Below are 22,938 nucleotides of genomic sequence, written 5' to 3'. Positions count from 1 at the left end.
CCCGGGGGTGGCGATCAGGTCGCCGAGCAGGCTGGCGATGCCCGGATACAGGCTGGCCTCCTCCCGGTACACCTCGGTCAGCGAGGCGAGCAGGCGCTTGCGGTTCTGTTTGCCGAACTGGCGCTTCAGGTTGACCGGAAACTCGCGCAGTCCGCCCAGGTACTTGAACAGCTTGCGCCGCTTCTGGAAACGGACCAGGTCGCCGATGGCCATGCCGTTGCGGGAAAAGGCCGCGTCGATGGCGCCGAAGGCATCGACCACCGTGCCGTCGGCGTCGAACAGGATCAGGCGTTCCCGGTTGCCGTACATGGGCGCATCCGGTTGCCGCCGGCTCGGCCGGCGGGGTGGTCAGGCATGGTCTGGCGCATGGGCCCCTCTCGATGTCGGTCGGGCCAAGCGGCCCGATGGACATTGAAAGACGGCGCCGTGACAGGCGCGTGACGAAATCGTGACAGCCGGATGACGGCTAGTTGAGCGCGCTCGCCAGCTTGCGCCGGTATTGCGCCACCAGGGGATCGCCGGCCAGCAGGCTGAACACCGACAGCAGGGTCTTGCGCGCCGCCTCCTCGTTCCAGCCCCGGTCGAGGCGCACCATGGCCAGCAGTTCGTCCATGCCTTCGCCGTAGCGGGCCATGGCGACCAGGTAGTTGGCGAGTTCCAGGCGCGCCTCCATGTCGTCCGGCTGGGCCGCGATGCGGGCGCGCAGCCCGGCCTCGTCCGCCTGCACGCCGGACTGGGCGAAGTTCAGCTTGGCACGCAGCCGCACCACCCGGTCGTCGGCCTGCATCTCGGGCGTCAGGCTGCCGAGCAGCTGGCTGGCCTCTTCCATCGCGTTCAGGTGGGCCAGGATCTCGGCCGCGTCGATGCGGACCTCCTGGTCACCCGGGGCGAGCTTGGAGGCCTGGCCCAGGGTGGTCAGGGCGCCGGCAAAGTCGCCGGCGTCGCGCTGCGCCGCGGCCTGGGCGCGCAGCTCGGCGGCCGGGGAGGGGAGGATGCGGTCGAGGAACTCGCGTACCTGGCCCTCGGGCAGCGCGCCCGAGAATTCGTCGATGATCTCGCCCCGGTAGACCGCCTTGACGGCCGGGATGCCGCGCACCTGGAACTGGGCGGCCAGGTCCTGGTTCTGGTCGGCGTTGATCTTGGCCAGGATGAATTTGCCCTGGTATTCCTCGGCCAGTTTCTCCAGGATCGGCTTCAACATCTTGCAGGGGCCGCACCACTCGGCCCAGAAGTCGATCACCACGGGCACCTGCTCGGCGCCGTCGATGACGATCTGCTGGAAATTGCCGGCATCCACGTCGTAAGCGAACTGTCCCATGTCTAACTATCCTGTCGTTGATGGCGGTTGATCGAATCTACTACTGAGCCTTGGCGATGCGTTTGGCCAGCTGGGCGGCCTTGCCGGTGTAGGCGGCCGGCGTCAGGGCCAGAAGGTCTTTCTTGGCCGCGGCCGGGATGGCCAGGCCCTCGATGAACTTGGCCATGCGGGCCGCGGTGATGCGCTTGCCGCGGGTCAGCTTCTTGAGCTGCTCGTAGGGCTTCTCCAGGCCGTAGCGGCGCATCACGGTCTGGATCGGCTCGGCCAGCACTTCCCAGTTGGCGTCCAGGTCGGCGGCCAGGGCGGCCGGGTTGGCCTCCAGCTTGTTGAGGCCGCGCAGCAGGCTTTCGTAGCCGAGCAGGGCGTAGCCCAGGCCGGTGCCCATGTTGCGCAACACGGTGGAATCGGTCAGGTCGCGTTGCATGCGCGAGATGGGCAGCTTCTCCGACAGGTGGCGCAGGACGGCATTGGCGAGTCCGAGATTGCCCTCGGAGTTCTCGAAGTCGATTGGGTTGACCTTGTGCGGCATGGTCGAGGAGCCGACCTCGCCCTCCTTCAGTTTTTGTTTGAAGTAGCCGAGCGAGATGTAGGTCCAGACGTCGCGGTCGAGGTCGACCAGGATGGTGTTGGCGCGGGCCACCGCGTCATAGAGCTCGGCCATGTAGTCGTGCGGCTCGATCTGGATGGTATAGGGGTTGAAGGTCAGGCCCAGGCCGGTCACGAAGCGGTCGGCGAAACCTTCCCAGTCGAGCTTGGGGTAGGCGGCCAGATGAGCGTTGTAGTTGCCCACGGCACCGTTGATCTTGCCCAGGCAGGCCACCTCGGCCAGGCGCTGCATGGCCCGGCGCAGGCGGTAGACCACGTTGGCCATTTCCTTGCCCAGGGTGGTGGGCGTCGCCGGCTGGCCGTGGGTGCGCGCCAGCATGGGCAGCTCGGCGAGGTCGACGGCCAGTTCGGTGAGCTTGCGCTCGACCTGCTTCAGGGCCGGCAGGAGGACATCGGCGCGGGCGTCGCGCAGCATGAGGGCGTGGGACAGGTTGTTGATGTCCTCGGAGGTGCAGGCGAAGTGGATGAACTCGGACACCTTGGTGACCTCGGCGTTGCTGCGCAGCTTGTCCTTGAGGAAGTACTCCACCGCCTTGACGTCGTGGTTGGTGACCTTCTCGTGGGCCTTCACGGCCTCGGCGTCGGCCAGGGAGAAGCCGGCGGCGACGGCATCCAGTTCCTTGATCGTGGCGGCGGAGAAGGCAGGCACCTCCTTGATCTTGTCCTCCGCCGCCAGGGCCTTGAGCCACTCGATCTCGACCAGGACACGGTACTTGATCAGGCCGAACTCGCTGAAATAGGGCGCCAGCTTGGCGCCGGTGCGGCGGTAGCGGCCGTCGAGGGGGACAGGGCGGTGAGGGTGGTCAGTTCCATGATGGCGGGTCCTTGCTATTGAATCGATTTCTGGCGCAGCGCCAGGGTGATCTGGTTGCGCAGGGCCTTGACCAGGCCCAGGGTTTGCGGGGTCAGTTGCAGGCTGGCGTCGCGCTTGTCGGCGTAGAGCACGGCGACCGTGCGGTTGTTCACGGTGATCGGCAGGAGCAGGAAGGAGCGGGCACCGATCTTCTCCGTATACCAGGCCGGGATGCGGCCACGTATGCTGTCCGCCAGGGTGTCGGCGATGAGCAGGTCGGCGTTCTTCGACACGGCGACGTGGAAGACGTCGGGGGCGAAGGCGAGCGGGATGCGGAAGGCCGCCTTCTGGCGCTCGGCGTTCGGGCCCAGGCCGATGCGGCCGACCAGTTCTTTGCCGCTCGCCGCGATGGTGGAGATGAGCACGTTGTCGAAGCACTTGGAGCGGTACAGGAGTTCGGCGGCGACGTGCAGGACGTCGGCCGGCCGGGCGTCCTCCAGGAGCAGGTTGGTGAGGTCCTGCATGCCGGTGATCAGGATGGTGGTCGGGTCGGCCGCCTCGGCCTCGCCGGGTTCATCGGCCTGGGCCGCCGTCTCTTCCGCCGGCGCGGCCGGTTCGCCGGCGGCGTCGGCCGCGGGCTCGGTCTGGCTGAGCAGGCGCGCCAGCATCGGGCTGGAACGGATGTCGACCTGGAGCAGGGCGGCGTCCTTCTCCATCACGGCACCGGCCTGGTGGACCAGTTCGTCGATCTCGTCCGTCTGCAGGTGCACGACCTCGCCATAGCGTTTCATCAACTCGGCGTAGGCCGATCTCGTCTCCTCCGGCGCCGTGTCGCGGGTGGCCTGGTAGACGTCGTGGGCGAGGTTGGCCATGACCTGGAGCCGGGGCACCTCGGCGCCGACCGCCCGGGCGGAACCGGGCGGCAACGGCGCCATGCCCTGGAGCAGGTTGTTGGGCAGGTGCCAATGGCGGCCGATGGCCTGGCCGAAGTCGTCGTAGGCGATGCCGAACACCCGGCGCGAGGCCGCGGCCTCGCTCAGGCCCTGTTCGGCGATCAGGGCCTCGACTTCCTTGCTCTTGTCGTAGAAATGCAGCCGGCACATCATGCGGCCGAGGTTGCGGAACAGCGAGCAGATCAGCACTTCCTCGTTGTCGCGCAGGCCCGAGCGGGCGGCCAGGGCACGGCCGAGCAGGCCGCAGTAGAAGCTCTCCACCGCCTCGGCCTTGAGCTCGTCGGCCTGGGCATGGTTGGCCAGGTGGTCGAACAGCATCAGTGACAGGGCGGTGTCGCGCACGACGTCGTAGCCGAGGATGACGATGGCGCGCGACACCGTGCTCACGGCGCCCGCACCGCGCTGCTTGTAGTTCACCGAGTTGACCACCCGGAGCAGCTTGTTGGTCAGGGCGACGTCCTTGAGTATCGACTCGGTCAGGTCGTCGGTGCGGCTGGTTTCCGAGCTGGCGATATGGTTGACCTTGCTGATCACCTGCGACAGGGCCGGGAAGTCGCGCGCCTTGGACAGGTCGGCGAGGAGCTGGCGGGCGCTGGCGACCTCGTCGTCGTCGTCGCCGCGGCGGTTGCCGTCGCTCATATCGGCTTGCGGTCCAGGAAGGCCTGCGCCACGGTCATGGCGTCGACGTGCTCGAGTTCGCCCCCGGCCGGCAGGCCGCGCGCCATGCGGGTGACCTTGAGGCCCTTGGCCTTGAGCAGTTCGCCCAGGTAGTGGGCAGTGGCCTCGCCTTCGACGGTGAAGTTGGTGGCCAGGATCACCTCTTCCGTGACGCCGTCCTGGGCCCGCCTGAGCAGGCGGTCGAGGCCGATCTCGCGGGGGCCGACGCCGTCGAGCGGGGAGAGGCGGCCCATGAGGACGAAGTAGAGACCCTTGTAGGCGTGCGTCTCCTCCATCCGGTTCAGGTCCACCGGCATCTCGACCACGCAGAGCAGACGGGGGTCGCGGCGCGGGTCGGCGCAGTTGTCGCAGACCTCGGCCTCGCTGTAGTTGTTGCAGCGTGCGCAGGACCGCAGGTTGTCGAGCGCGGCGGCGAGCCCGGCCGCCAGGCGGGCGGCGCCGGTCCGGTCGCGCTGCAGCAGGTGATAGGCCATGCGCGCCGCCGACTTGGGGCCGACGCCGGGCAGGACGCGCAGGGCGTCGATCAGGTTGGCGAGGGAGGCCGGCGTCACCGCGCGCTTAGAACGGCAGTTTCATCCCGGGCGGCAGCGGCATGCCGGCGGTCACCGAGGACATCTTCTCCTGGGTCACGCTTTCCACCTTGCGCACGGCGTCGTTGACCGCGGCGGCGACCAGGTCCTCCAGCATGTCCTTGTCGTCGCCCATCAGGGAGGCGTCGATGCTGACCCGGCGCACGTCGTGCTTGCCGGTCATGGTGACCTTGACCAGGCCGGCGCCGGACTGGCCTTCCACTTCCAGTTCGGCGATCTGGGCCTGGGCCTTCTGCAGGTTCTCCTGCATCAGCTGGGCCTGCTTCATGAGGTTGCCGATTCCGCCTTTGATCATTGCGTGGGTTCTCCGATGGGTTTGATGTTGGTCACGGTGGCGTCGAAATCGCGCACCATGGTCTGTACGAAGGGGTCGTCCATGATCGCCGTCTCGGCTTCGGCCTGGCGCTCGGCGCGCTGGCGGGCGACGATCTCGGCGGGGGCGTCGCCGGAGGTCTCGCCGAGTTCGAACTCGATGCGCGTCGCCGGGCCGAGCAGTTCGCGCAAGGCGGCCTTGAGCTTGTCGCCCAGGCTGTCGAGCAGGCTCTTCTTGTCGCCCGGCAGGCGCAGGCGCAGGACATCGCCGTCGTGGCCGGCCAGCTCGCAATGGGCGGCCAGCATCTTGATGCCGCCGCTCAGGCGCCGGCTGAGTGCGAACCAGTCGCCGTCGAAACCGGCCGGCTTGCCCGCCGGGACCGGGCGGGGTTCCGCGCGGGCCGCCGGGGCACTGGCGGGGGGGCGGCCGCACGTGCCGGGCGCGGATCCGGCGCCCGCGAGTCCGCTGCCGCCGTCGTCGGGCCGGTGGCGCGGGCCGGCTGGCCGAAGCTCCGGCCGGGCGCGAAGGCCAGCATGCGCAGCAGCGTCATGCTGAAGCCGGCATATTCGTCCGGTGCCAGTTCCAGGTCGCGCCGGCCGACGGCGGCGATCTGGTAGTAGAGCTGCACCGTCTCCGGCTCGATGCGGCCGGCCAGATCGAACAGCCGGGTCCGCTCCGGCACGTCCTCGGCGACCGCTTCCGGCACCGTCTGGGCCAGGGCGATCTGCTGCAGGAGCAGGGCCAGGTCCTGAAGGGCGGCGTCGAAGGCCAGGCTGCGCTCGGCGATCGCCTCGGCCTCGCGCATCAGGCGCGGGCCGTCGGCATCGGCCAGGGCTTCCAGGAGCGGGAACAGGTAGGCCTGGTCGACCGTTCCCAGCATGTCGCGGGTCTGCTGTTCCTCGATGCGGCCGCTGCCGTAGGCAATGGCCTGGTCGGTGAGCGAGAGGGCGTCGCGCATGCTGCCGGCGGCGGCGCGGGCGAGCAGGTTGAGCGCGCCCGGTTCGTAGGGGATGCCCTCGCTTTCCAGCACCCGGCGCAGGTGCCCGGCGACGTGGCCGGGCGGCATCTGCTTGAGGTTGAATTGCAGGCAGCGCGACAGCACGGTGACCGGCACCTTCTGCGGGTCGGTGGTGGCGAGCACGAAGACGACGTGCTCGGGCGGCTCCTCGAGGGTCTTCAGCATGGCGTTGAAGGCGCTCTTCGAAAGCATGTGCACTTCGTCGATGATGTAGACCTTGTAGCGGCCGGACGTGGGCGCGTACTGGGCGTTTTCCAGCACCTCGCGCATGTTGTCGACGCCGGTGTAGGAGGCGGCGTCGATCTCGATCAGGTCGACGAAGCGGCCCGCCTCGATCTGCCGGCAGGCGGGGCAGACGCCGCAGGGCGTCGAGGAGACGCCGGTGTCGCAGTTCAGGCAGCGCGCCAGGATGCGCGCCAGGGTGGTCTTGCCGACGCCACGGGTGCCGGTGAACAGGTAGGCGTGGTGCAGCCGGCCCTGTTCGAGGGCGTTGGAGAGGGCGCGCACGACGTGTTCCTGGCCGACCAGTTCGGCGAAGGACTTCGGTCGCCACTTGCGGGCGAGGACCTGGTAACTCATGGCCGGATTTTATCAGAGCCGGAACCGGCTCCCGGCGTCAATAAAGGTAGGTCAGGCGGACCTGATGCAGGTTGAGGCCGTCGTCGGGTTCCTTGAGCCCGAGGTTGGTCAGGTGCTGGAAGCGGTAGCCGAGGTCGTACTGGCTCTTGCCGCCGAAGGTGACGCCGAGGCCGACCAGGGGGGCGACCTGCAGGGCGCTGCCGAGGTCGTGGCGGTCGTCGAGTTTGCGGGTGCTGAGCAGGTGCAGGCTGAGGGCGAGGTCCCAATAGGGCTGGGCGCCGCCCATGGCGTTCGGACGCAGGCGGAACACCGGCGCGAAGCTGGCGTCGGCGGCGCTCTTGCCGTTGTGGCCGTCGCTGTTGAGGTAACCGAGGGTGCCTTCCCAGTAGCCGGTCATGTGCCAGTGGCCTTCGTTGAACCACTGGTCGTTCCACTGCCGGATCATGCCGACCCGCAGGGACTGGGTGTCGTCGGCACCGCCGACGGCCACGACGTAACCGTCCACCGCGCCGGCGGGCGTGGCAGCGGCCGCCAGACCGGCGAACAAGAAGGCGATTGCGCTGTGTCTCATCCCTGTGTCTCCTCAGGTACGCTCTCCATGGTGGAGAGGGTGGCGAGCCCGACCCCCGGCACTGGCATCTTCCGCTGTGGCTGCTTCCTTCCGGACCTGACCAGGTTCACGGCGTAGCCATGCGGGGAGACCCGCCACGGCGCATTCTAACCCACTTCGCCGGCTTCGGTTACTGTTCGTCCGCCGGCGCCGAGACGCGGCGCAGGCGCACGGCCTGGGCCAGTTCGTGCAGGAGCGGCACGGTGTCGTCCCAGCCCAGGCAGGCGTCGGTGACCGAGACGCCGTAGGCGAGCGTCTTGTCCGGCACGATCTCCTGGCGGCCCGGGTTGATGTGGCTCTCGATCATCACCCCGGCGATGCGCGTCTCGCCGCCGGCGATCTGGCTGGCGACGTCGCGGCCGACGTCCACCTGGCGCTGGTACTGCTTGCTCGAGTTGGCGTGCGAGAAGTCGATCATCACCTGCGGGCGCAGGCCGGCGCCGGCGAGCTGCTGGCAGGCCGTTTCGACGCTGGCGGCGTCGTAGTTCGGCTGCTTGCCGCCGCGCAGGATGACGTGGCAGTCCTCGTTGCCGGCCGTCTTGAATACGGCGACGTGGCCGGACTTGGTGATCGACACGAAGTGATGGTGCGAGGAGGCCGCCTTGATGGCGTCGACGGCGATCTTCAGGTTGCCGTCGGTGCCGTTCTTGAAGCCGACCGGACAGGACAGCCCGGAGGCGAGCTGGCGATGCGACTGGGATTCGGTGGTGCGGGCGCCGATGGCGCCCCAGGCGACCAGGTCGGCGATGTACTGGGGCGAGATCAGGTCGAGGAATTCCGTGCCGCAGGGCAGGCCGAGCTCGTTGATCTCGAGCAGCAGCTTGCGGGCCAGGCGCAGGCCTTCGTTGATGTCGAAGCTCTCGTTCAGGTGCGGGTCGTTGATCAGCCCCTTCCAGCCCACCGTGGTGCGCGGCTTCTCGAAGTAGACCCGCATCACGATCACCAGCTCCTCGCGCAGCGCGTCGGCCACCGGCTTGAGGCGGCGGGCGTAGTCCATGGCGGCCGCGGGGTCGTGGATGGAGCAGGGGCCGACCACCGCCACCAGGCGGTCGTCGGCGCCACGCAGGACGTCGTGGATCTCGGAACGCGCGATGAAGGTGGTCTTGAGCGCGTCGTCGCTCGCCTTCAGTTCGCGCATGATCTGCATCGGGGCGAGCAGTTCGTCGCTTTGCTCGATCCGGGTGTCGTCGGTGCGGAAACCCGCCATGGTCAATCTCCTATTGCAATGCCAGGACCCCAAAACAAAAACCGCCAGGAGCCCTGGCGGTTTTCGGGGAATTCGGCGCAAATCAGTTCACGTCAGCCTCTCCCGACCGCCAGTGGCGTGGGATAGAAATAAAATCGGAAGAAGCGGTTGCGAACGGAAGCCATGGCGGGATGCTATCAGACGCGACGACGAAGCGACAAGGATTTCAGCCATCCGGCGATAATGCGGCTTTTCCCGAACCCGAGGTTGCCCGATGTTGAAGACGCTGTTCGCCATCCTTGCCCTGTTCGCCGCCGGTCTCGCCCAGGCGGGCAACCCGGAGGTCGAGATCCGGACCAACCTGGGCGCCGTGACCGTGGAACTCTACCCGGACAAGGCGCCCGAGACGGTGCGCAATTTCCTCGACTACGTGCGTGCCGGGCAGTACGACGGCACCGTGTTCCACCGCGTCATCGCCGGCTTCATGATCCAGGGCGGCGGCTACGACCAGGCCTTGCGCAAGAAGGCGACGCGCGCGCCGATCCGCAACGAGGCCGCGAACGGCCTCGGCAACGAACGCTACACGGTCGCCATGGCGCGTACCGGCGACCCCCATTCGGCCACCGCGCAGTTCTTCATCAACGTCGCCGACAACGCCTTCCTGAACTACCGCTCCGCAGACGTCCGCGGCTACGGCTACGCGGTGTTCGGCCGCGTCGTGCGCGGCCGCGAGGTGGTGGACCGGATCGCCGCCCTGGCCACCGGCGCGGCCGGCCCGTTCGAGTCCGACGTGCCCGAGCCGGCGGTGGTCATGACCGCCGTACGGTTGCTGGAACCCGCCGTGCGGTAGGCCCTTGGCCGTTCATTCGGCACGGCGCTGGGCTATAACCGGAAGAAAGCTAGGAGCTGACATGAATGTCCCGACCCTGGACGTGCCCGAGTCCGGCCTGCACGTCGATTTGCGCGAAGCCATCTGTTGCCTGACCGAGGCGCTCAATCTGGTGGGGGTGGACGAACGTCAGCACGGCGAGCGGGTCGCCTGCATGGCGACCGAAACCGCCCGCCGCCTGGGCTGGGACGACCGGGCGATGGCCGACCTGTTCCACGCCTCCCTGCTGCACGACTGCGGCGTCTCCTCCACCCGGGTGCATACCAAGCTGGTCACCGAGTTGGACTGGGATGGTTCGGAACGTCACTGCAGGGTGGGCGCCGCCTATTTGCGCTCGGTGCGGCCGTTGGCGCATCTGGCGCCGGTGATCCGCTGGCACCACAGCCACTGGGATGGCCTCGGCCGCAACCCCGGCGTCGACGAGGCCACGGCCCGGATGAGCAACCTCATCTATCTGGTAGACCGTGCCGACGCCTTGCTCGCGCAATTCCGGGCGGCCGGCGACCAGGCCTGCTTCTGGCGCATCCGGGACAAGCTGGCCGCCCTGTCCGGCCGCTTCTTCGCCCCCGATCTCGTCGACGCCTTCCTCGACTGCTCGCGCGGCGAGGCATTCTGGCTGGCCCTCGACCCGCTCGACGTGGCGGACTACGTGACCAATTTCGAGAACCCGACCGCGCCGCGCATCGACAATGCCCAGGACCTGCACGACCTGGCCAAGGTCTTCGCCCACATCGTCGACGCCAAGAGCCCCTACACCTACGAGCATTCGCGCGGCGTGGCCCAACTGGCCGTCCACCTGGCCAGGGCGGCCGAGCTGCCCGACCAGCGGATCGGCCAGATCGAGATCGCCGGCCTGTTGCACGACCTGGGCAAGCTCGGGGTGCCGGACGAGATACTGGAATCGAACGGCCCGCTCGACGCCGACGGGCGCGCCATCATGCACCGGCACAGCTACGACACCTACCGCATCCTGCATCGCATCCGCGGCCTGGAAGAGATCGCGGAATGGGCCGGTTGCCATCACGAGACCCTGATCGGCGACGGCTATCCGTTCCAGTACAGCGCCAGCCGGTTGCCCACCGAGGCGCGCATCATCGCCGTGGCCGACGTGTTCCAGGCCCTGGCCCAGGACCGCCCCTACCGCAAGGGCATGCATCCTGCGGAAGTGCTCGGCATGCTGGAGAAGATGCGCGACGAGGGCAAGCTGGACGGCGACGTCGTCGCCCTGGCGGCGGCCGACCTGGACGGCTGTTACGCGGCCGCGCTGCCGGCCGAGGGCAATGGCCTGCCCTGGGACGGAGACGTTCCGCCGGACTGACCGGCGTCGTGCAAGCCGCTATGGAGCGTAGCTGGGCCCGGAGCAAGAGGCGTTTTTCCGTGCAATAGGAGGCTTGGTCGGAGCAGGCGGGTGTTGCCTCGCCCGATGGCCCGCCGATCGGGCCCATGACAAAGGGAGGGGCTATGCTGCATCTTCTTCAATTGGCGCTGGGGCTGGTGATTTTCTTTTACCTCTACCGGGCGCTACTGGGGAGGACACAAACCGGGGACTGGGGAAGGTTGGGCCTGGCGGCATTGGCTTGGGCGGCGATATCGCTGTATCGCTCCGGTTTGCTGGCAAACGGATAGGGCTCGGAAATGGCCGGCACGTCGGGATGACGCGCCAGCCTCAAGTCAGTGGTGACAAGTCCGCACCTGCGGGCTCAGCGCGTTGGCTCCCTAATGCGTTCCGCCCACCGTCAGGCCGTCGACGCGCAGGGTGGGCTGGCCGACCCCGACCGGCACGCTCTGGCCTTCCTTGCCGCAGGTGCCGACGCCCGGGTCGAGGCGCATGTCGTTGCCGATCATGGTCACCCGGGTGAGCACGTCGGGGCCGTTGCCGATCAGGGTGGCGCCCTTGACCGGATAGGTCAGCTTGCCATCCTCGATCATCCATGCCTCGGCGGCCGAGAAGACGAACTTGCCGCTCGTGATGTCGACCTGGCCGCCGCCGAAGTTGACCGCGTAGAGGCCGTTCTTGACCGAGGCGATGATCTCCTGCGGGTCCTTGTCGCCGGCCAGCATGCAGGTGTTGGTCATGCGCGGCATGGGCAGGTGGGCGAACGACTCGCGCCGGGCGTTGCCGGTGGGCGCCATGCCCATGAGGCGGGCGTTCAGGCTGTCCTGCATGTAGCCGCGCAGGATGCCGTCCTCGATCAGGGTGGTGCACTGGGTCGGCGTGCCTTCGTCGTCGATGTTGAGCGAGCCGCGCCGATCCGGGATGCTGCCGTCGTCCACCACCGTGACGCCCTGGGCGGCGACGCGCTGGCCGATGCGGCCGGAGAACGCCGAGCTGCCCTTGCGGTTGAAATCGCCTTCCAGGCCGTGCCCGATGGCTTCGTGCAGCAGGATGCCGGGCCAGCCGGAGCCGAGCACCACCGTCATGGTGCCGGCCGGGGCGGGCTTGGCGTCCAGGTTGGTGAGGGCCTGGTGGACCGCCTGTCCGGCGTAGTCCTTGAGCACGGCATCGGTGAAATAGGCGTAGTCGAAGCGGCCGCCGCCGCCCGCCGAGCCCTGCTCGCGGCGACCGTCCTGTTCGACGATGACCTGCAGCGAGACGCGCACCAGCGGCCGCACGTCGGCGGCCCGGCGGCCGTCCAGGCGGGCGATGTGGACGACCTCGTATTCGCCGGCCAGGCTGGCCATGACCTGGGTCACGCGCGGGTCGAGCTTGCGGGCGTAGTCCTCGAGCCGGTGCAGGAGGGCGACCTTGTCGGCCTCCGCCAGGCTGGCGATGGGGTCGAGCGGCGCATACAGCTTGCGTCCGGAAACGGCATTGCCGGCTGCGGCGCGGCCGTCGGCGCCGATGGCGGTGATCGCCCGGGCGGCCCGGATGGCCTGTTCCAGGGCCGGCAGGCTGATGTCGTCGGAATAGGCGAAGGCGGTCTTTTCGCCGGACACGGCGCGTACGCCGACGCCCTGGTCGATGTTGAAGCTGCCCGACTTGACCCGGCCTTCCTCCAGGCTCCAGGCCTCGGAACGGGAGTATTGGAAGTACAGGTCGGCGTCGTCCAGGCGATGGCTGGCCAGCCAGCCCATGGCGGTGTCGAGCTTGCCGTCGTCGAGGCCGTTCGGCGCCAGCAGGGTGGCGGTGGAAGTGTCGAGTGCGGGGTCCATGGTGCTCATGCCTGGATCACCTCGATCTTGACGCCCTGGGTACAGTCCAGGGTACGGTGCTTGAGGGCGGGCAGGCTCTGGCGCAGGCTGGTCTGGTAGGCCCGGTTGATGCCGGCGACGACGACGCCGGAACCGCGCGGCAGGCGGTCGAGCACGTTGCCCCAGGGGTCGACGATCATGGTATCGCCGTGGGTTTCCCGGCCGGACAGGTGGTAACCGCCCTGGGCCGGCGCGACCACGTAGGCCAGGTTCTCGATGGCGCGGGCGCGTACCAGGGTCTCGAAGTGGGCCTTGCCGGTGGTCGCCGTGAAGGCGGCCGGGACCAGGATGACGTCGACGTCGCCCATGGCGCGGTAGAGCTCGGGGAAGCGCAGGTCGTAGCAGATCGACAGGCCGATGCGCCCGAACGGGCTGTCCACCACCACGACCGTGTCGCCGGCGGCGATGGTGGCTTCCTCGTGGTAGTGCTCGTTGCCGAGGTCGAGGCCGAACAGGTGGATCTTGTTGTAGCGGGCCACCAGCTTGCCCTTGTCGTCATAGACCAGGCAGGCGTTGTAGATCTTGCCCGGGTGGTCGCATTCCATCGGCACCGAGCCGCCGACCAGCCAGATGCCGTGCTTCTTGGCCTGGGCGGCGAGGAACTTCTGGATCGGCCCCTTGCCGGGGTGCTCGCGCACGGCGATCTTGTCGGTTTCCTTGAGGCCCATGAGGGCGAAATTCTCGGGCAGCACGACCAGCTTGGCGCCGGCGCCGGCGGCGATCTCCACCAGCCGCCCGGCCTCGGCCAGGTTGGCCGGCACGCTCGGGCCGGACGCCATCTGGATGGCGGCGACGCGGACGATGCCGCCGGCCTCCTTTTCGGCCTTCGGGACGGCATGGCGGCGCGGTTTTGCGAAGCTGGAACTGGGTTTGCGGGTCACGATGTCATCCAATGCTGAGTACGTCCCCGAAACTTAACACAACGGCACGCCGCTGCGGCAGCCCGGCGCGTCCCGGGCCGTGGGAAAGGCCGCGTCAGGGCGCGCTGCCGGGGGTCGGGCCCGGCAGCGCCGCGGCGGGCGCCGCCGGACCGTTGCGCGGCAGCTTCTTGACCTTGGGGTCGTCCCAGCTGCCCGTGACCATGTATTCGAAACTCGCCGCCTTGGCGAACGGGTCCTTGAGTATCTTGGCCGCCACGTAGGCGCCCACGGCCACCGCGGGGCCGCCCAGCAGGCCGGCGCCGACCGCGACGCCCTCGTCCAGGCGCGGCTGGATGGTCAGGCGCAGTTCCTGGCCTTCCCGGACCAGGTCGATCTTGCCGTTCATCTGGATCTTGGCGGCCGGGCCGTTGATGCTCAGGCCGGGCAGATAGCCGACCCCGCGTTCGAGGTAGACGTCGCCCTTGATCTCGTCGAAAGCGAAGCCCTCCGAGAAGACGTCGCGGAAGTCGAGGACGATGCGGCGCGGCAGCGCCTGCAGGCTGAGGATGCCGAGCAGCTTGCCGGCGCCCGGGTCGAGCTGGGTGAAGCGACCGTTCTTGACGTTGACGTCGAGGTGGCCGCCGAGCAAGCCGATGGCGAAGTCCTCCGGGCGGCCGAGCCAGGTCAGCTTGCCGGCCACCGCCAGTTCGCCGCCCTTGACCGCCTCGGTGTAGCCCAGGCGTTTCATGAGCTTGCCCAGGTTACCGGAGTTGACCTTGAGATCGAGCTCGGTGGTACGCAGGGGCGAGGCCGACAGCCAGCCGCCGCTTTCGAGCCGGCCGTCCGGGTTGTTCAGCTTCAGGGCGTCGATGCGCAGGCCGTTCTTCTCGACCCGGAAGGACAGGTTCAGGCTGCCCAGGTCATGGCCCCGGATGCTGAACGACTGGGCGTTCAGGTCGACTTCGGCCGGCAGCTCGGACGGGTCCTGCGCGGTCGTGCCCGGCACGCTCTCCTCTTCGGGGATGGCCAGCTTGCTGAAGCGGCCGGCGAAGCGGCTGCCCGGCTGGTCGGGGCGGGGGCCGTATTCCACCTCGCCCATCATGTTCTGGCCGGCCAGCTTGACGTGCCAGGTGGCCTTCTCCGGGTGGGCGCGCACGTGAATCTCGCGCACGCGGCGCCCGAACGCCTTGAGTTCGTTGAAGCTCAGGCTGATGTCCCGGACCGGCAGGCTGTCGGCGTCGCCCGAGTCGCCCTTGAGGTCGAGCGCACGCCAGGCGTCGAGGTCGAGTTGACGCAGGCTGCCCTGGACGAACAGCCCCGGTTCCTTGGGCAGGCTTGCCTGGTCGCCGCCGAAGGTGACGCCGAGACGGGCGGCGCCCTGCTCGGGCAGCGCCATGGCGCCGGACAGCAGGGCCCCATAGCGGAAGTTGAGTACGGTGGGCTGGCGTTCGCTGTCGTGCCCGCTGATGCTGGTCGGCACGGCCAGGTCGGCGCGCTTGCCGATCGGCGCCGGCAGGTCGATGGCGAGCCCGGCCAGATCGGATTTCAGGTCGATCGTCATCTCGTGCTGGCGCAAGGTCACCTCGGCCTGTGCCTGGGTGGTGCCGCTGATGCGCTTCGCCAGCGTGGCCGGCAACCATTGCGCCAGGGTCGCGGCGCTCAGGCTGCCCTTGGCGGTGGCCCGCACCTTGCCGCCGGTTTCGCTGGCCAGGCTGACGCTGACCGGCTGGCCGAACATCTGGGCGCTGATGGCGTTGCCGCGTATCCACTCGCCGGTGAAGCCCAGGTTGCCGTTGACCCGGCTCAAGGAGGGCAGCTTGCCGCCCAGCTGGACCTGGTTGTCGGTCAGGGTGATGCGTCCGGCGACCCGGGTGTCGGCGACGTGGCGCAGCGGCATGTCGAGGTGCAGGTGCAGGTCGGTACGCCCGGTCGCGTTCAGGGTGTCGACGAAATGGCCGCTGTGTTCGTTGACCGGGCTTTGCCGGACGAAGTCGAGGAACGCCGGCGTGGCGCCGCTGGCGAGGCCGTCGACGACCAGGAATTCCTCATGGGCGTGGTGCAGGTCGGGGATGTCGGCGCGCACCTTGCCGAGGCGCGCGCCGAGGATGTCGCCGTTCTCGACGACGATGTGCATGCCCTTGTCCTTGAAGGTGAGCAGGCCGTTGATGCCGGTGATGTGCGGCCAGCCCGGCGCATAGTCGAGGACGGCGTTGCGCATCTGCACGTCGACCTGGAACTGGCCGCCGCCCTGGTCGAACGGGAAGCGGTCGAGGGGACCGCGCAGCACCAGCCGGGTATCCGGCGAGACGCCGGCGCTGATGCTGTCCTTCACCCAGGTGTAGGCGTCGTCGCTGACCGTCCGCGGCAGGTAGCGCCAGACGGCGTTGCCGTTGCCCCGGCTGAGGTGGGCGGTCATGTCGATGACCGGGGCCTGGCCGGGGCGCCAGGTGAGTTCGCCTTCGGCGTGGCCGTCGAGGTCGGCGTTGCCGAGGTCGGCACTGACCAGCTTGAAGTGGTAGCCGCCTTCGGCCACCCCGTTCCAGGATAGTTCGGCGTCGAAGCGGTTGAAGTCGAGCGGCTGCCGGAAGACCCGGTCGAGGACGAAATGGAACGCCTGGCTGTTGAGCTGGACCCGGCCCTGGCGCGGGTCGGCGTCGATCTCGCCGGACAGGCCGGAGAAGCCGGGCAGGGTGGCGCCGGCGTTCAGGCCGCCCTCGCGGAAGCGGGCCTGGACGTGGAAATCCTGCTTGCCCAGCCAGTCGAACGCCATGTGCTCGACGAAGCCGCGCGGGTTGAAGTCGGCGATCCAGTCGTGCGCCGGCTTGGGCAGCGGCAGGGAGCCGGACAGCGCGGTGAGTGCCTCGAGGCGCAGGCTGTCGGCCTCGATCTTGGCGGTTTCCACCTTGCCGGCCGCCGTCGGCTTCACGGTCACCCGCACGCTGGGGGGCTCGGCGCTATGGCCGTCCGGGGTGACGAAGACCAGCTTCTCGACGAAATAGGTCTGTTCGGCGCCTTTGCGTTGCCAGCCCATCCGGCCGCTGACCTGGTCGAACACCATGTCCGGCAACTCGTCGGCGAGCGAGACGGCCACCCCGCGCATGGCGACGTCGCCGACCACCCCCTTGATCTGGCCACCGCCGACGTCCATCCAGAAGCGCAGGTCGCCGGTACTGCGGCGCACGGCCGACTGCGACCACGGCGACCACTTGGTCAGACCGGTCGCCGAGGCACCCTGCAACGTGGCGTACAGGCGGCCGGACCAGGAGGCGATGTCGTGTACCGAGCCGCCGCGCAGTTCGCCGCGCAGGTCGAGGTGGCGGCCGGCCTCGGCCGGTGGCTCGGCGACCAGGCCGAAGCGGTGCCGGCCGAACAGGTTCTCGACCAGCAGGTTGACGTGCTCCAGGGCCAGCGGCGGGGCGCCGCGCATCTCGTCGAGCCAGATCAGGCGGCCGTCCGAGAGGGTCACTTCCTTCTGGCGCAGCAGCCAGTCGGGGAAGGGGTTGGGCGTGCCCTGGCTGTCGACCGGCAGGCCGGCGACGAACAGCTTGCCGGTCGCGTCGCGGCGGATCTCGAGGCTGGCCTGCTGGATGTCGAGCCGGCTCAGGTGCGGTTCCAGGAGGGCCAGGCTGAGCCAGGACAGGGTCGCGTCCACGCGCGCCAGGCTCAGGGTGACCGGCTGGCCGGGCGGCGCCAGGGTGAGGCCGCGCAGGCTGACGCGCGGATTCAGGTGCCACCAGTCGGCCTGGATGTCGGCGATGCGGATCTGCGCGCGCACGGCCCGGCTGGCGGCCGCCTCGATGTCGGCCTTGTAGCTGACGATGTCCGGCATGATCAGGAAGCGCAGGAGCAGGGCGATCACCGACACCGCGATCACGGCGCCGCCGACGACATAAGCGGCGTAGTGATACAGGTGATGGAGGAAGGACTTCATGAGATGCCGTGCCGGGCCGTCTTGTCGATATTCAAGGCCAACAATGCCACGCTGCCAGGCCGAAAGGAAGAGCGTTTACGAGGTTTGAAGCTCGACCGGTGCCAGGCGGGAAAGTTCGTCGGCGACCGTTGCGTCGTCCAGGCTGGCGTAGTCGTCCCGGTTGAACGTGGTCACCCCGCCGGCCATCTCGTACCAGGCGTGGCCGGCGCTCCAGGGCGCGGCGGTGAGGCTGCCCTGGGGGCGGCGCGCCAGGCAGTGGACGCGGTCGCCGGCATAGACCAGGTTGTAGGGCTGGTCGCGGCCGTGCAGGCCCTCGATGTGGAACCACGCCTCGAGGGCGGAATCGAAGGTCCGGCAAGGCAGCGGGTAGTCCAGCGTGCCGCCGTTGTGGCGCCAACCCGGTTCCGCGACCGGCAGCGGCGTCCCGCGCACGAAGGTCTGGAAGTGCAGGTGGTTCACCGAGGCCTGGCCGCCGTAGCTGTTGTAGGCGATGCCGAAGCCGGGCAGGCCGGCGCCCAGCTCGGTCGCCAGATGCCACATGTAGAGGTGCCAGTCCTGGCTCAGGCGCTGCGGCAGTTGCCGGTCCGGCTCCGGTACCAGGAGGCCGTGCAGGTCGGCAAAGGGGAACTTGTTGTAGAGCAGGCGGATCGGATGCCGGCGCAACTCGCCCTGCCAGAGTATCTCCGGCTTGAGGAACGGCTTGTTGAACTGGAAACCGTTCGGGTTGAAGGCGGGCGGCGTGCAGCCGGCGACCGGCTGGCCGCTGGCGCGGGCCGGGCGCAGGGCGCGCAACGGGTTGTACTGGATCTCCCACGGCCCGGCGCGGCGCCACTCGGTACCCGAGACGGCGTCGAAGCCGATGGCCATCAGCTTCAGGAATACCGTGAGGTCGTCGTCCGGATAATGCAGCTTGCGGCCGGCGCGCAAGCCGGCGCTCACTTCCTCGGCCAGTTCGGCGAAACGGCGTGCCAGGCCGTCCCGGAGCAGCGGCCAGATGGCCGGGTCGAAGCTGGCGTTGGCCAGGACCAGGATGTAGGTGCCCAGACCGGGTTCGGCGAGCTGGCGTTCCAGGCCGGCGACGAAGGCTTCCTGCAATTCGGTTTTCGATGCGAACAGGGATGGCAGGCTCATGGCGTACTCAATCTCCCCGCCATTCGCGGGTATGCCAGACGCGGATCACCACGGGTTGGCCGGAAGTGTTCAATCGGTAGCGCAGGACATAGGCCCCGGCGCCAAAGGCGGCGAAGACCTCGCGCCGCCGGTTGTCGTCGCGCATGGGGCGGCCGATTTCCGGAAAGGTTTCCAGTTGCCGTGCGGCGGCCTGGATGCACAGCACCGCATTGCGCGCGGCCTGGGGGTTCTTGTCGGCGAGGAAGGCGTACAGTCTTTCGATGTCGGCTAGGGCCTCGGGTAGCCAGATTACTTCGGGCACGCTTCGTTACGTCCCGTCGCCAGCGCGTCCAGCCATTGCATGACACGTGCCTGTGGGATGGCCTGGCCGCTCTCTTGGTAGCGCGCCCAGCGGACCTCGTCTTCGTGGCGTTCCTTGAGCGCGGCCTCCTCGCGGTCCAGCCACTCGGCCAGGGCGGTCTTGATGATCCAGTGCGGGGTGCGGTCGAGCCCGTCCGCCACGGTCTTGAGCCGCTGGCGGGTCTCGTCGTCCAGCTTGACGCCGACGGTGGTGATGCTCATGGGAATTCCCGGTTGCGCTTGGTGCAACCGATTCTAGGGCGTAGTCGCTACCCCGGCAACGGGGCGTCGCCGGTCGTCGGCGTCAGCCGGGCTTGCCGATCCGTTCCCGGAGACTGGCCACCCGACCCAGTCCGGCACCGTTACCGAGGGTCTGCCAGGCCTGCTCTACCGCATCCAGCACCGGTATCGCCTGGTCTGCAGCGCCGGCCACGATCATTACCTGGGCGAGCAGTTCACCCACCGCGCCGATGCCGTCGGGCCGCCCCGCCTTGAGGAGGATGGCGTAGGCGCGGGACAGGTCGTCGCGGATATCCACCAGGGCGCCGCCGTGTCCATGGTCACCTCGTTGCAGCCGGAGCCGGGCGCGCGACCACAGTATGTGGGCAAGGCTGACGATGTCGCCCATGTGCTCGGCCACGGGGAGACGTTCCTGCTGCAAGGCCAGGGCCTCGTCGAGCTGGCCGCGGGCCTGGAGGATGTCGGCGATCTTGCCCTGGGTGACGGCCTTCTCGCGCACGTCGCCCAGGCGCTCAAAGACCGGCAGTTGCTCTTCGGTGCGGATGCGCAGGGCCTCGTCGAGCTGGCCGCGGGCCTGGAGGATGTCGGCGATCTTGCCCTGGGTGACGGCCTTCTCGCGCACGTCGCCCAGGCGCTCATAGACCGGCAGTTCCTCTTCGGTGCGGATGCGCAGGGCCTCGTCGAGCTGGCCGCGGGCCTGGAGGATGTCGGCGATCTTGCCCTGGGTGACGGCCTTCTCGCGCACGTCGCCCAGGCGCTCATAGACCGGCAGTTCCTCTTCGGTGCGGATGCGCAGGGCCTCGTCGAGCTGGCCGCGGGCCTGGAGGATGTCGGCGATCTGGCCCTGGGTGACGGCCTTCGAGCGCACGTCGCCCAGGCGCTCATAGACCGGCAGTTCCTCTTCGGTGCGGATGCGCAGGGCCTCGTCGAGCTGGCCGCGGTCCTGGAGGATGTCGGCGATCTGGCCCTGGGTGACGGCCTTCGAGCGCACGTCGCCCAGGCGCTCAAAGACCGGCAGTTGCTCTTCGGTGCGGATGCGCAGGGCCTCGTCGAGCTGGCCGCGGTCCTGGAGGATGTCGGCGATCTGGCCCTGGGTGACGGCCTTCGAGCGCACGTCGCCCAGGCGCTCAAAGACCGGCAGTTGCTCTTCGGTGCGGATGCGCAGGGCCTCGTCGAGCTGGCCGCGGTCCTGGAGGATGTCGGCGATCTTGCCCTGGGTGACGGCCTTCGAGCGCACGTCGCCCAGGCGCTCATAGACCGGCAGTTCCTCTTCGGTGCGGATGCGCAGGGCCTCGTCGAGCTGGCCGCGGGCCTGGAGGATGTCGGCGATCTTGCCCTGGGTGACGGCCTTCGAGCGCACGTCGCCCAGGCGCTCAAAGACCGGCAGTTGCTCTTCGGTGCGGATGCGCAGGGCCTCGTCGAGCTGGCCGCGGTCCTGGAGGATGTCGGCGATCTGGCCCTGGGTGACGGCCTTCGAGCGCACGTCGCCCAGGCGCTCAAAGACCGGCAGTTGCTCTTCGGTGCGGATGCGCAGGGCCTCGTCGAGCTGGCCGCGGTCCTGGAGGATGTCGGCGATCCGGCCCTGGGCCGAGGCGCGGCCGAGCGGGTGGTCCAGCCGGATGAAGGCGTCGCGGGCGGTCTCGGCGTCGGCCAGGGCCGCATCCAGGCGGCCGACCCGCCTCGCCAGGTCGCTGGCCTCGATCATTAGTTCCGCGTCGGCCGCCGATGTCTCCCGGCGCTGGGCGAGGTGGGCGCGGATGTCAGCCAGCCGTTCTTCCACGGCGGCTAGTTCGGCGTTGCCGAGAAAGACCTGCTCGTGATGGATCGCTTCCCGCGCTGTGGGCAGATCGCTGAAGTCGAGCACCGCGGTGCGCCATGCCCACAGGTCCGGGGCCTGGGCGGCGAGGGTGGCCACGGTGGTGGGCTCGACCCAGAGCACCAGGGTGGTCGGCAAGATTTCAGCCAGGTGTTCGCGGCGGTAGTTGAGCGCCGCCAGCGCGTCAGGGCCGGCCAGGCGCAGCCAGGGTTCAAGCCCGAGCAGGTGGATCGGGTGGTGGTCCTGGCCGAGTTGGCTCAGCCGATCGATCAGCGCAGCCGGCGCGGTTTCAGGCGGGATTTCGTATATTGCCGAGCCCACGTGGGGGCCATCCAGACGCTCGATCAACTGCTGGCGGTAGGCAAAGGATGTGTAGGTGGCGATGACGAGCTGGAATCCGCCGCCACGTTCGAGCAGCCGAGCCAGGCGCAGGTAATCGCCGCTGTGGCGGCCGTCGAATTCTGCGCTGGTCTCGGAAGGGTTCATTGGTGCGGGGGCGCTGGAAGTGCCGACGGGTTAGCCGTATTCAGCCGCGGCTCGGGCCAGTTGGTAGGCGTCGAGGGCGCGCACCGCCGGGTGGGACTGCCACCAGTAGCTGTTGTACTCCAGCAGAACCAGGTCGTAGAGCAGGCGCCGGGTCTGGTCGGTGGCCGGGGCGTAGGAGGGGGCGGCGCGATCTATCTCCACCAGCAGGGGGAAGTCGGCCGGCTGGACCAGGCGTCGGTATTCATTGCCGAGCCGGCGCGCAGCGGTCTCGGCGACTGCCTGCGTGATCGGCCCTTCGTCGATGTCCTGGAAGCAAAGATTCACCAGACGCAGCAGGTCGCGCGGGTGGCCGCCGGAATGGGCGATGAGGCGGTCCCGGGTCTCCGGGGCGTCGAAGTTGTCCAGGGGCAGTCGCTTGTCGATGAACTCGCGCATGCGCTCCCACGCCACCGGAATTCGGTCCGCCGCGTCGTCCGCCTTGCCCTTGTCGGCCAGCTTGACCATGGGCAGGCGGATGATGGCGTCGAAGTTCTGGGCGATCTGGCCTTGTTCGTTGAGGACGCTGATGGGGGCGCAGTAGATGCAGTTGGCGCGCAATTGCCTGAGCTGGTGGATGTCGCGGATGAAGAATGCGTCGGCCTCGCTGCCGCGCAGGCGGTCGGTGCCGTCGACGACGAAGATCACGCAAACGCCTTTGTCTTGTCTGCTTATCTCTTCCTGCAGATAGGCGAGCAGCTTGTTGAAGGCACCCGCCAGGGAGGTGAACGAGTCGCGTACGCGCTCGCGGATCGCGGTCTTGTGGGTGGTGTTGCTGCGGATCGCGGTGGTCAGGCTGGCGAACAGCTTGCCGATGAAGGGCAGGCCGCTTTCGGCCTTGGCACCAGCCTTGAGTTCGGCGCTCGCGCCCGTCTCGATGACCGTGTCCTTGTTGACTTCGCGGAACCAGTTGCGCAACGGGTCCAGGAAGACATCGGGGACATCGATGCCGGCCGAGGCGGCTTCATTGGCGAGGGATTCCGCCAGGGAGAGCGCCACGTCGGCATAGCTCAGGTTGTTGATGTCGAGTGCCTTGAGGGCATCGATCTGGACGACGAAGTAGCGTTCGGGGCCGGCGAGCTTCGCGGCGACGGCACGCAGTTCGGTGCTCTTGCCGCAGCCGCGATGGCCGCCGAACAGTATGCATTTTCCCGATGGGATGTCGCGCAGGCGGTTGGCCGCGACATCGATGCCCAACTCGCGCAGTAGACGCTTGCGACTGTAATCGCCGCGCGCATCGTTCAGATGAACCCGGCGCGGGTCATCCGGATCGAGCGGATCGTCGTACGAGAAATTGGCGCGGTAATCCCAGATGCTCATCGAAATGTTTCCGAGTATTGGCTATGGTGTCGCGGAAGAAAGTCTAGACTGCTT

The 22,938-nt window shown here is 68.5% G+C and carries 19 protein-coding genes, 1 other RNA gene and 1 pseudogene; 2 read left to right on the top strand and 19 right to left on the bottom strand.

What is annotated here, in order from left to right:
* The 11 genes and pseudogenes from EZJ19_RS13205 to EZJ19_RS13160 all read right to left on the bottom strand — a co-directional run.
* A partial coding sequence (locus EZJ19_RS13205) for an HAD family hydrolase (RefSeq protein ID WP_476704073.1) occupies positions 1 to 309 on the bottom strand: 309 nt, incomplete at its 3' end.
* A gap of 157 nt (positions 310 to 466) precedes the next feature.
* A complete protein-coding gene (locus EZJ19_RS13200) occupies positions 467 to 1,318 on the bottom strand; it encodes a thioredoxin family protein (RefSeq protein ID WP_131448324.1) in 852 nt (283 codons plus the stop codon).
* Positions 1,319 to 1,358: 40 nt separating this feature from the next.
* Positions 1,359 to 2,737: pseudogene (gene purB, locus EZJ19_RS13195) on the bottom strand (adenylosuccinate lyase).
* Positions 2,738 to 2,752: 15 nt separating this feature from the next.
* A complete protein-coding gene (locus tag EZJ19_RS13190; protein ID WP_131448322.1) occupies positions 2,753 to 4,309 on the bottom strand; it encodes an HDOD domain-containing protein in 1,557 nt (518 codons plus the stop codon).
* Positions 4,306 to 4,899, bottom strand: coding sequence for a recombination mediator RecR (gene recR / locus EZJ19_RS13185; protein WP_131448320.1), 594 nt, complete (start codon positions 4,897 to 4,899; stop codon positions 4,306 to 4,308). The genes EZJ19_RS13190 and recR overlap by 4 nt, the downstream gene beginning before the upstream one ends.
* Before the next feature lie 7 nt (positions 4,900 to 4,906).
* Positions 4,907 to 5,230, bottom strand: a complete 324-nt coding sequence (locus tag EZJ19_RS13180; RefSeq protein ID WP_206199429.1) for a YbaB/EbfC family nucleoid-associated protein — start codon at positions 5,228 to 5,230, stop codon at positions 4,907 to 4,909.
* A complete protein-coding gene (locus EZJ19_RS16705; RefSeq protein WP_338069436.1) occupies positions 5,230 to 5,556 on the bottom strand; it encodes a DNA polymerase III subunit gamma/tau C-terminal domain-containing protein in 327 nt (108 codons plus the stop codon). Before EZJ19_RS16705 ends, EZJ19_RS13180 begins: the two co-directional genes overlap by 1 nt.
* A gap of 14 nt (positions 5,557 to 5,570) precedes the next feature.
* On the bottom strand, positions 5,571 to 6,848 hold the full coding sequence (gene dnaX, locus EZJ19_RS13175; protein ID WP_338069435.1) for a DNA polymerase III subunit gamma/tau: 1,278 nt from the start codon (positions 6,846 to 6,848) through the stop codon (positions 5,571 to 5,573).
* A 37-nt stretch (positions 6,849 to 6,885) separates the two neighbouring features.
* Entirely contained in the window at positions 6,886 to 7,419 is a 534-nt protein-coding gene (locus EZJ19_RS13170) for an acyloxyacyl hydrolase (protein WP_131448316.1), read from the bottom strand.
* A 38-nt stretch (positions 7,420 to 7,457) separates the two neighbouring features.
* Positions 7,458 to 7,555: signal recognition particle sRNA small type (gene ffs, locus EZJ19_RS13165), an RNA gene on the bottom strand.
* Positions 7,556 to 7,588: 33 nt separating this feature from the next.
* Entirely contained in the window at positions 7,589 to 8,665 is a 1,077-nt protein-coding gene (locus EZJ19_RS13160; RefSeq protein ID WP_131448314.1) for a 3-deoxy-7-phosphoheptulonate synthase, read from the bottom strand.
* Positions 8,666 to 8,918: 253 nt separating this feature from the next.
* Here EZJ19_RS13160 and EZJ19_RS13155 point away from each other — a divergent pair, with 253 nt between their 5' ends.
* Together EZJ19_RS13155 and EZJ19_RS13150 are read left to right on the top strand one after the other, a co-directional pair.
* A complete protein-coding gene (locus tag EZJ19_RS13155) occupies positions 8,919 to 9,494 on the top strand; it encodes a peptidylprolyl isomerase (RefSeq protein ID WP_131448312.1) in 576 nt (191 codons plus the stop codon).
* A 61-nt stretch (positions 9,495 to 9,555) separates the two neighbouring features.
* The gene (locus tag EZJ19_RS13150; protein ID WP_131448310.1) at positions 9,556 to 10,851 is read left to right on the top strand and encodes an HD-GYP domain-containing protein; all 1,296 of its coding nucleotides are present in this window, start codon (positions 9,556 to 9,558) and stop codon (positions 10,849 to 10,851) included.
* A 398-nt stretch (positions 10,852 to 11,249) separates the two neighbouring features.
* Here EZJ19_RS13150 and tldD read toward each other — a convergent pair whose 3' ends face one another.
* The 8 genes from tldD to EZJ19_RS13110 form a co-directional block, all read right to left on the bottom strand.
* Entirely contained in the window at positions 11,250 to 12,695 is a 1,446-nt protein-coding gene (gene tldD / locus EZJ19_RS13145) for a metalloprotease TldD (RefSeq protein WP_131448308.1), read from the bottom strand.
* The gene (locus tag EZJ19_RS13140) at positions 12,692 to 13,609 is read right to left on the bottom strand and encodes a carbon-nitrogen hydrolase family protein (protein WP_131448345.1); all 918 of its coding nucleotides are present in this window, start codon (positions 13,607 to 13,609) and stop codon (positions 12,692 to 12,694) included. Before EZJ19_RS13140 ends, tldD begins: the two co-directional genes overlap by 4 nt.
* 91 nt (positions 13,610 to 13,700) lie before the next feature.
* On the bottom strand, positions 13,701 to 17,516 hold the full coding sequence (locus EZJ19_RS13135; protein WP_131448306.1) for a YhdP family protein: 3,816 nt from the start codon (positions 17,514 to 17,516) through the stop codon (positions 13,701 to 13,703).
* Positions 17,517 to 17,591: 75 nt separating this feature from the next.
* Positions 17,592 to 18,647 carry a GDP-D-glucose phosphorylase 1 family protein gene (locus EZJ19_RS13130; RefSeq protein WP_206199427.1) on the bottom strand — a complete coding sequence of 352 codons (1,056 nt, stop codon included), beginning with the start codon at positions 18,645 to 18,647 and terminating at the stop codon, positions 17,592 to 17,594.
* A gap of 7 nt (positions 18,648 to 18,654) precedes the next feature.
* Positions 18,655 to 18,948 carry a type II toxin-antitoxin system RelE/ParE family toxin gene (locus tag EZJ19_RS13125; protein WP_131448304.1) on the bottom strand — a complete coding sequence of 98 codons (294 nt, stop codon included), beginning with the start codon at positions 18,946 to 18,948 and terminating at the stop codon, positions 18,655 to 18,657.
* Positions 18,936 to 19,208, bottom strand: a complete 273-nt coding sequence (locus EZJ19_RS13120) for a toxin-antitoxin system (protein ID WP_131448302.1) — start codon at positions 19,206 to 19,208, stop codon at positions 18,936 to 18,938. Before EZJ19_RS13120 ends, EZJ19_RS13125 begins: the two co-directional genes overlap by 13 nt.
* Positions 19,209 to 19,290: 82 nt before the next feature.
* A complete protein-coding gene (locus tag EZJ19_RS13115) occupies positions 19,291 to 21,528 on the bottom strand; it encodes a tetratricopeptide repeat protein (RefSeq protein ID WP_131448300.1) in 2,238 nt (745 codons plus the stop codon).
* A 30-nt stretch (positions 21,529 to 21,558) separates the two neighbouring features.
* The gene (locus EZJ19_RS13110; RefSeq protein ID WP_131448298.1) at positions 21,559 to 22,884 is read right to left on the bottom strand and encodes a hypothetical protein; all 1,326 of its coding nucleotides are present in this window, start codon (positions 22,882 to 22,884) and stop codon (positions 21,559 to 21,561) included.
* Between the last annotated feature and the right edge of the window lie 54 nt (positions 22,885 to 22,938).

Origin of the sequence: Parasulfuritortus cantonensis (assembly GCF_004337445.1) — a bacterium.
Classification (GTDB): domain Bacteria; phylum Pseudomonadota; class Gammaproteobacteria; order Burkholderiales; family Thiobacillaceae; genus Parasulfuritortus; species Parasulfuritortus cantonensis.
This window is presented reverse-complemented; position numbering and strand designations above follow the sequence as displayed.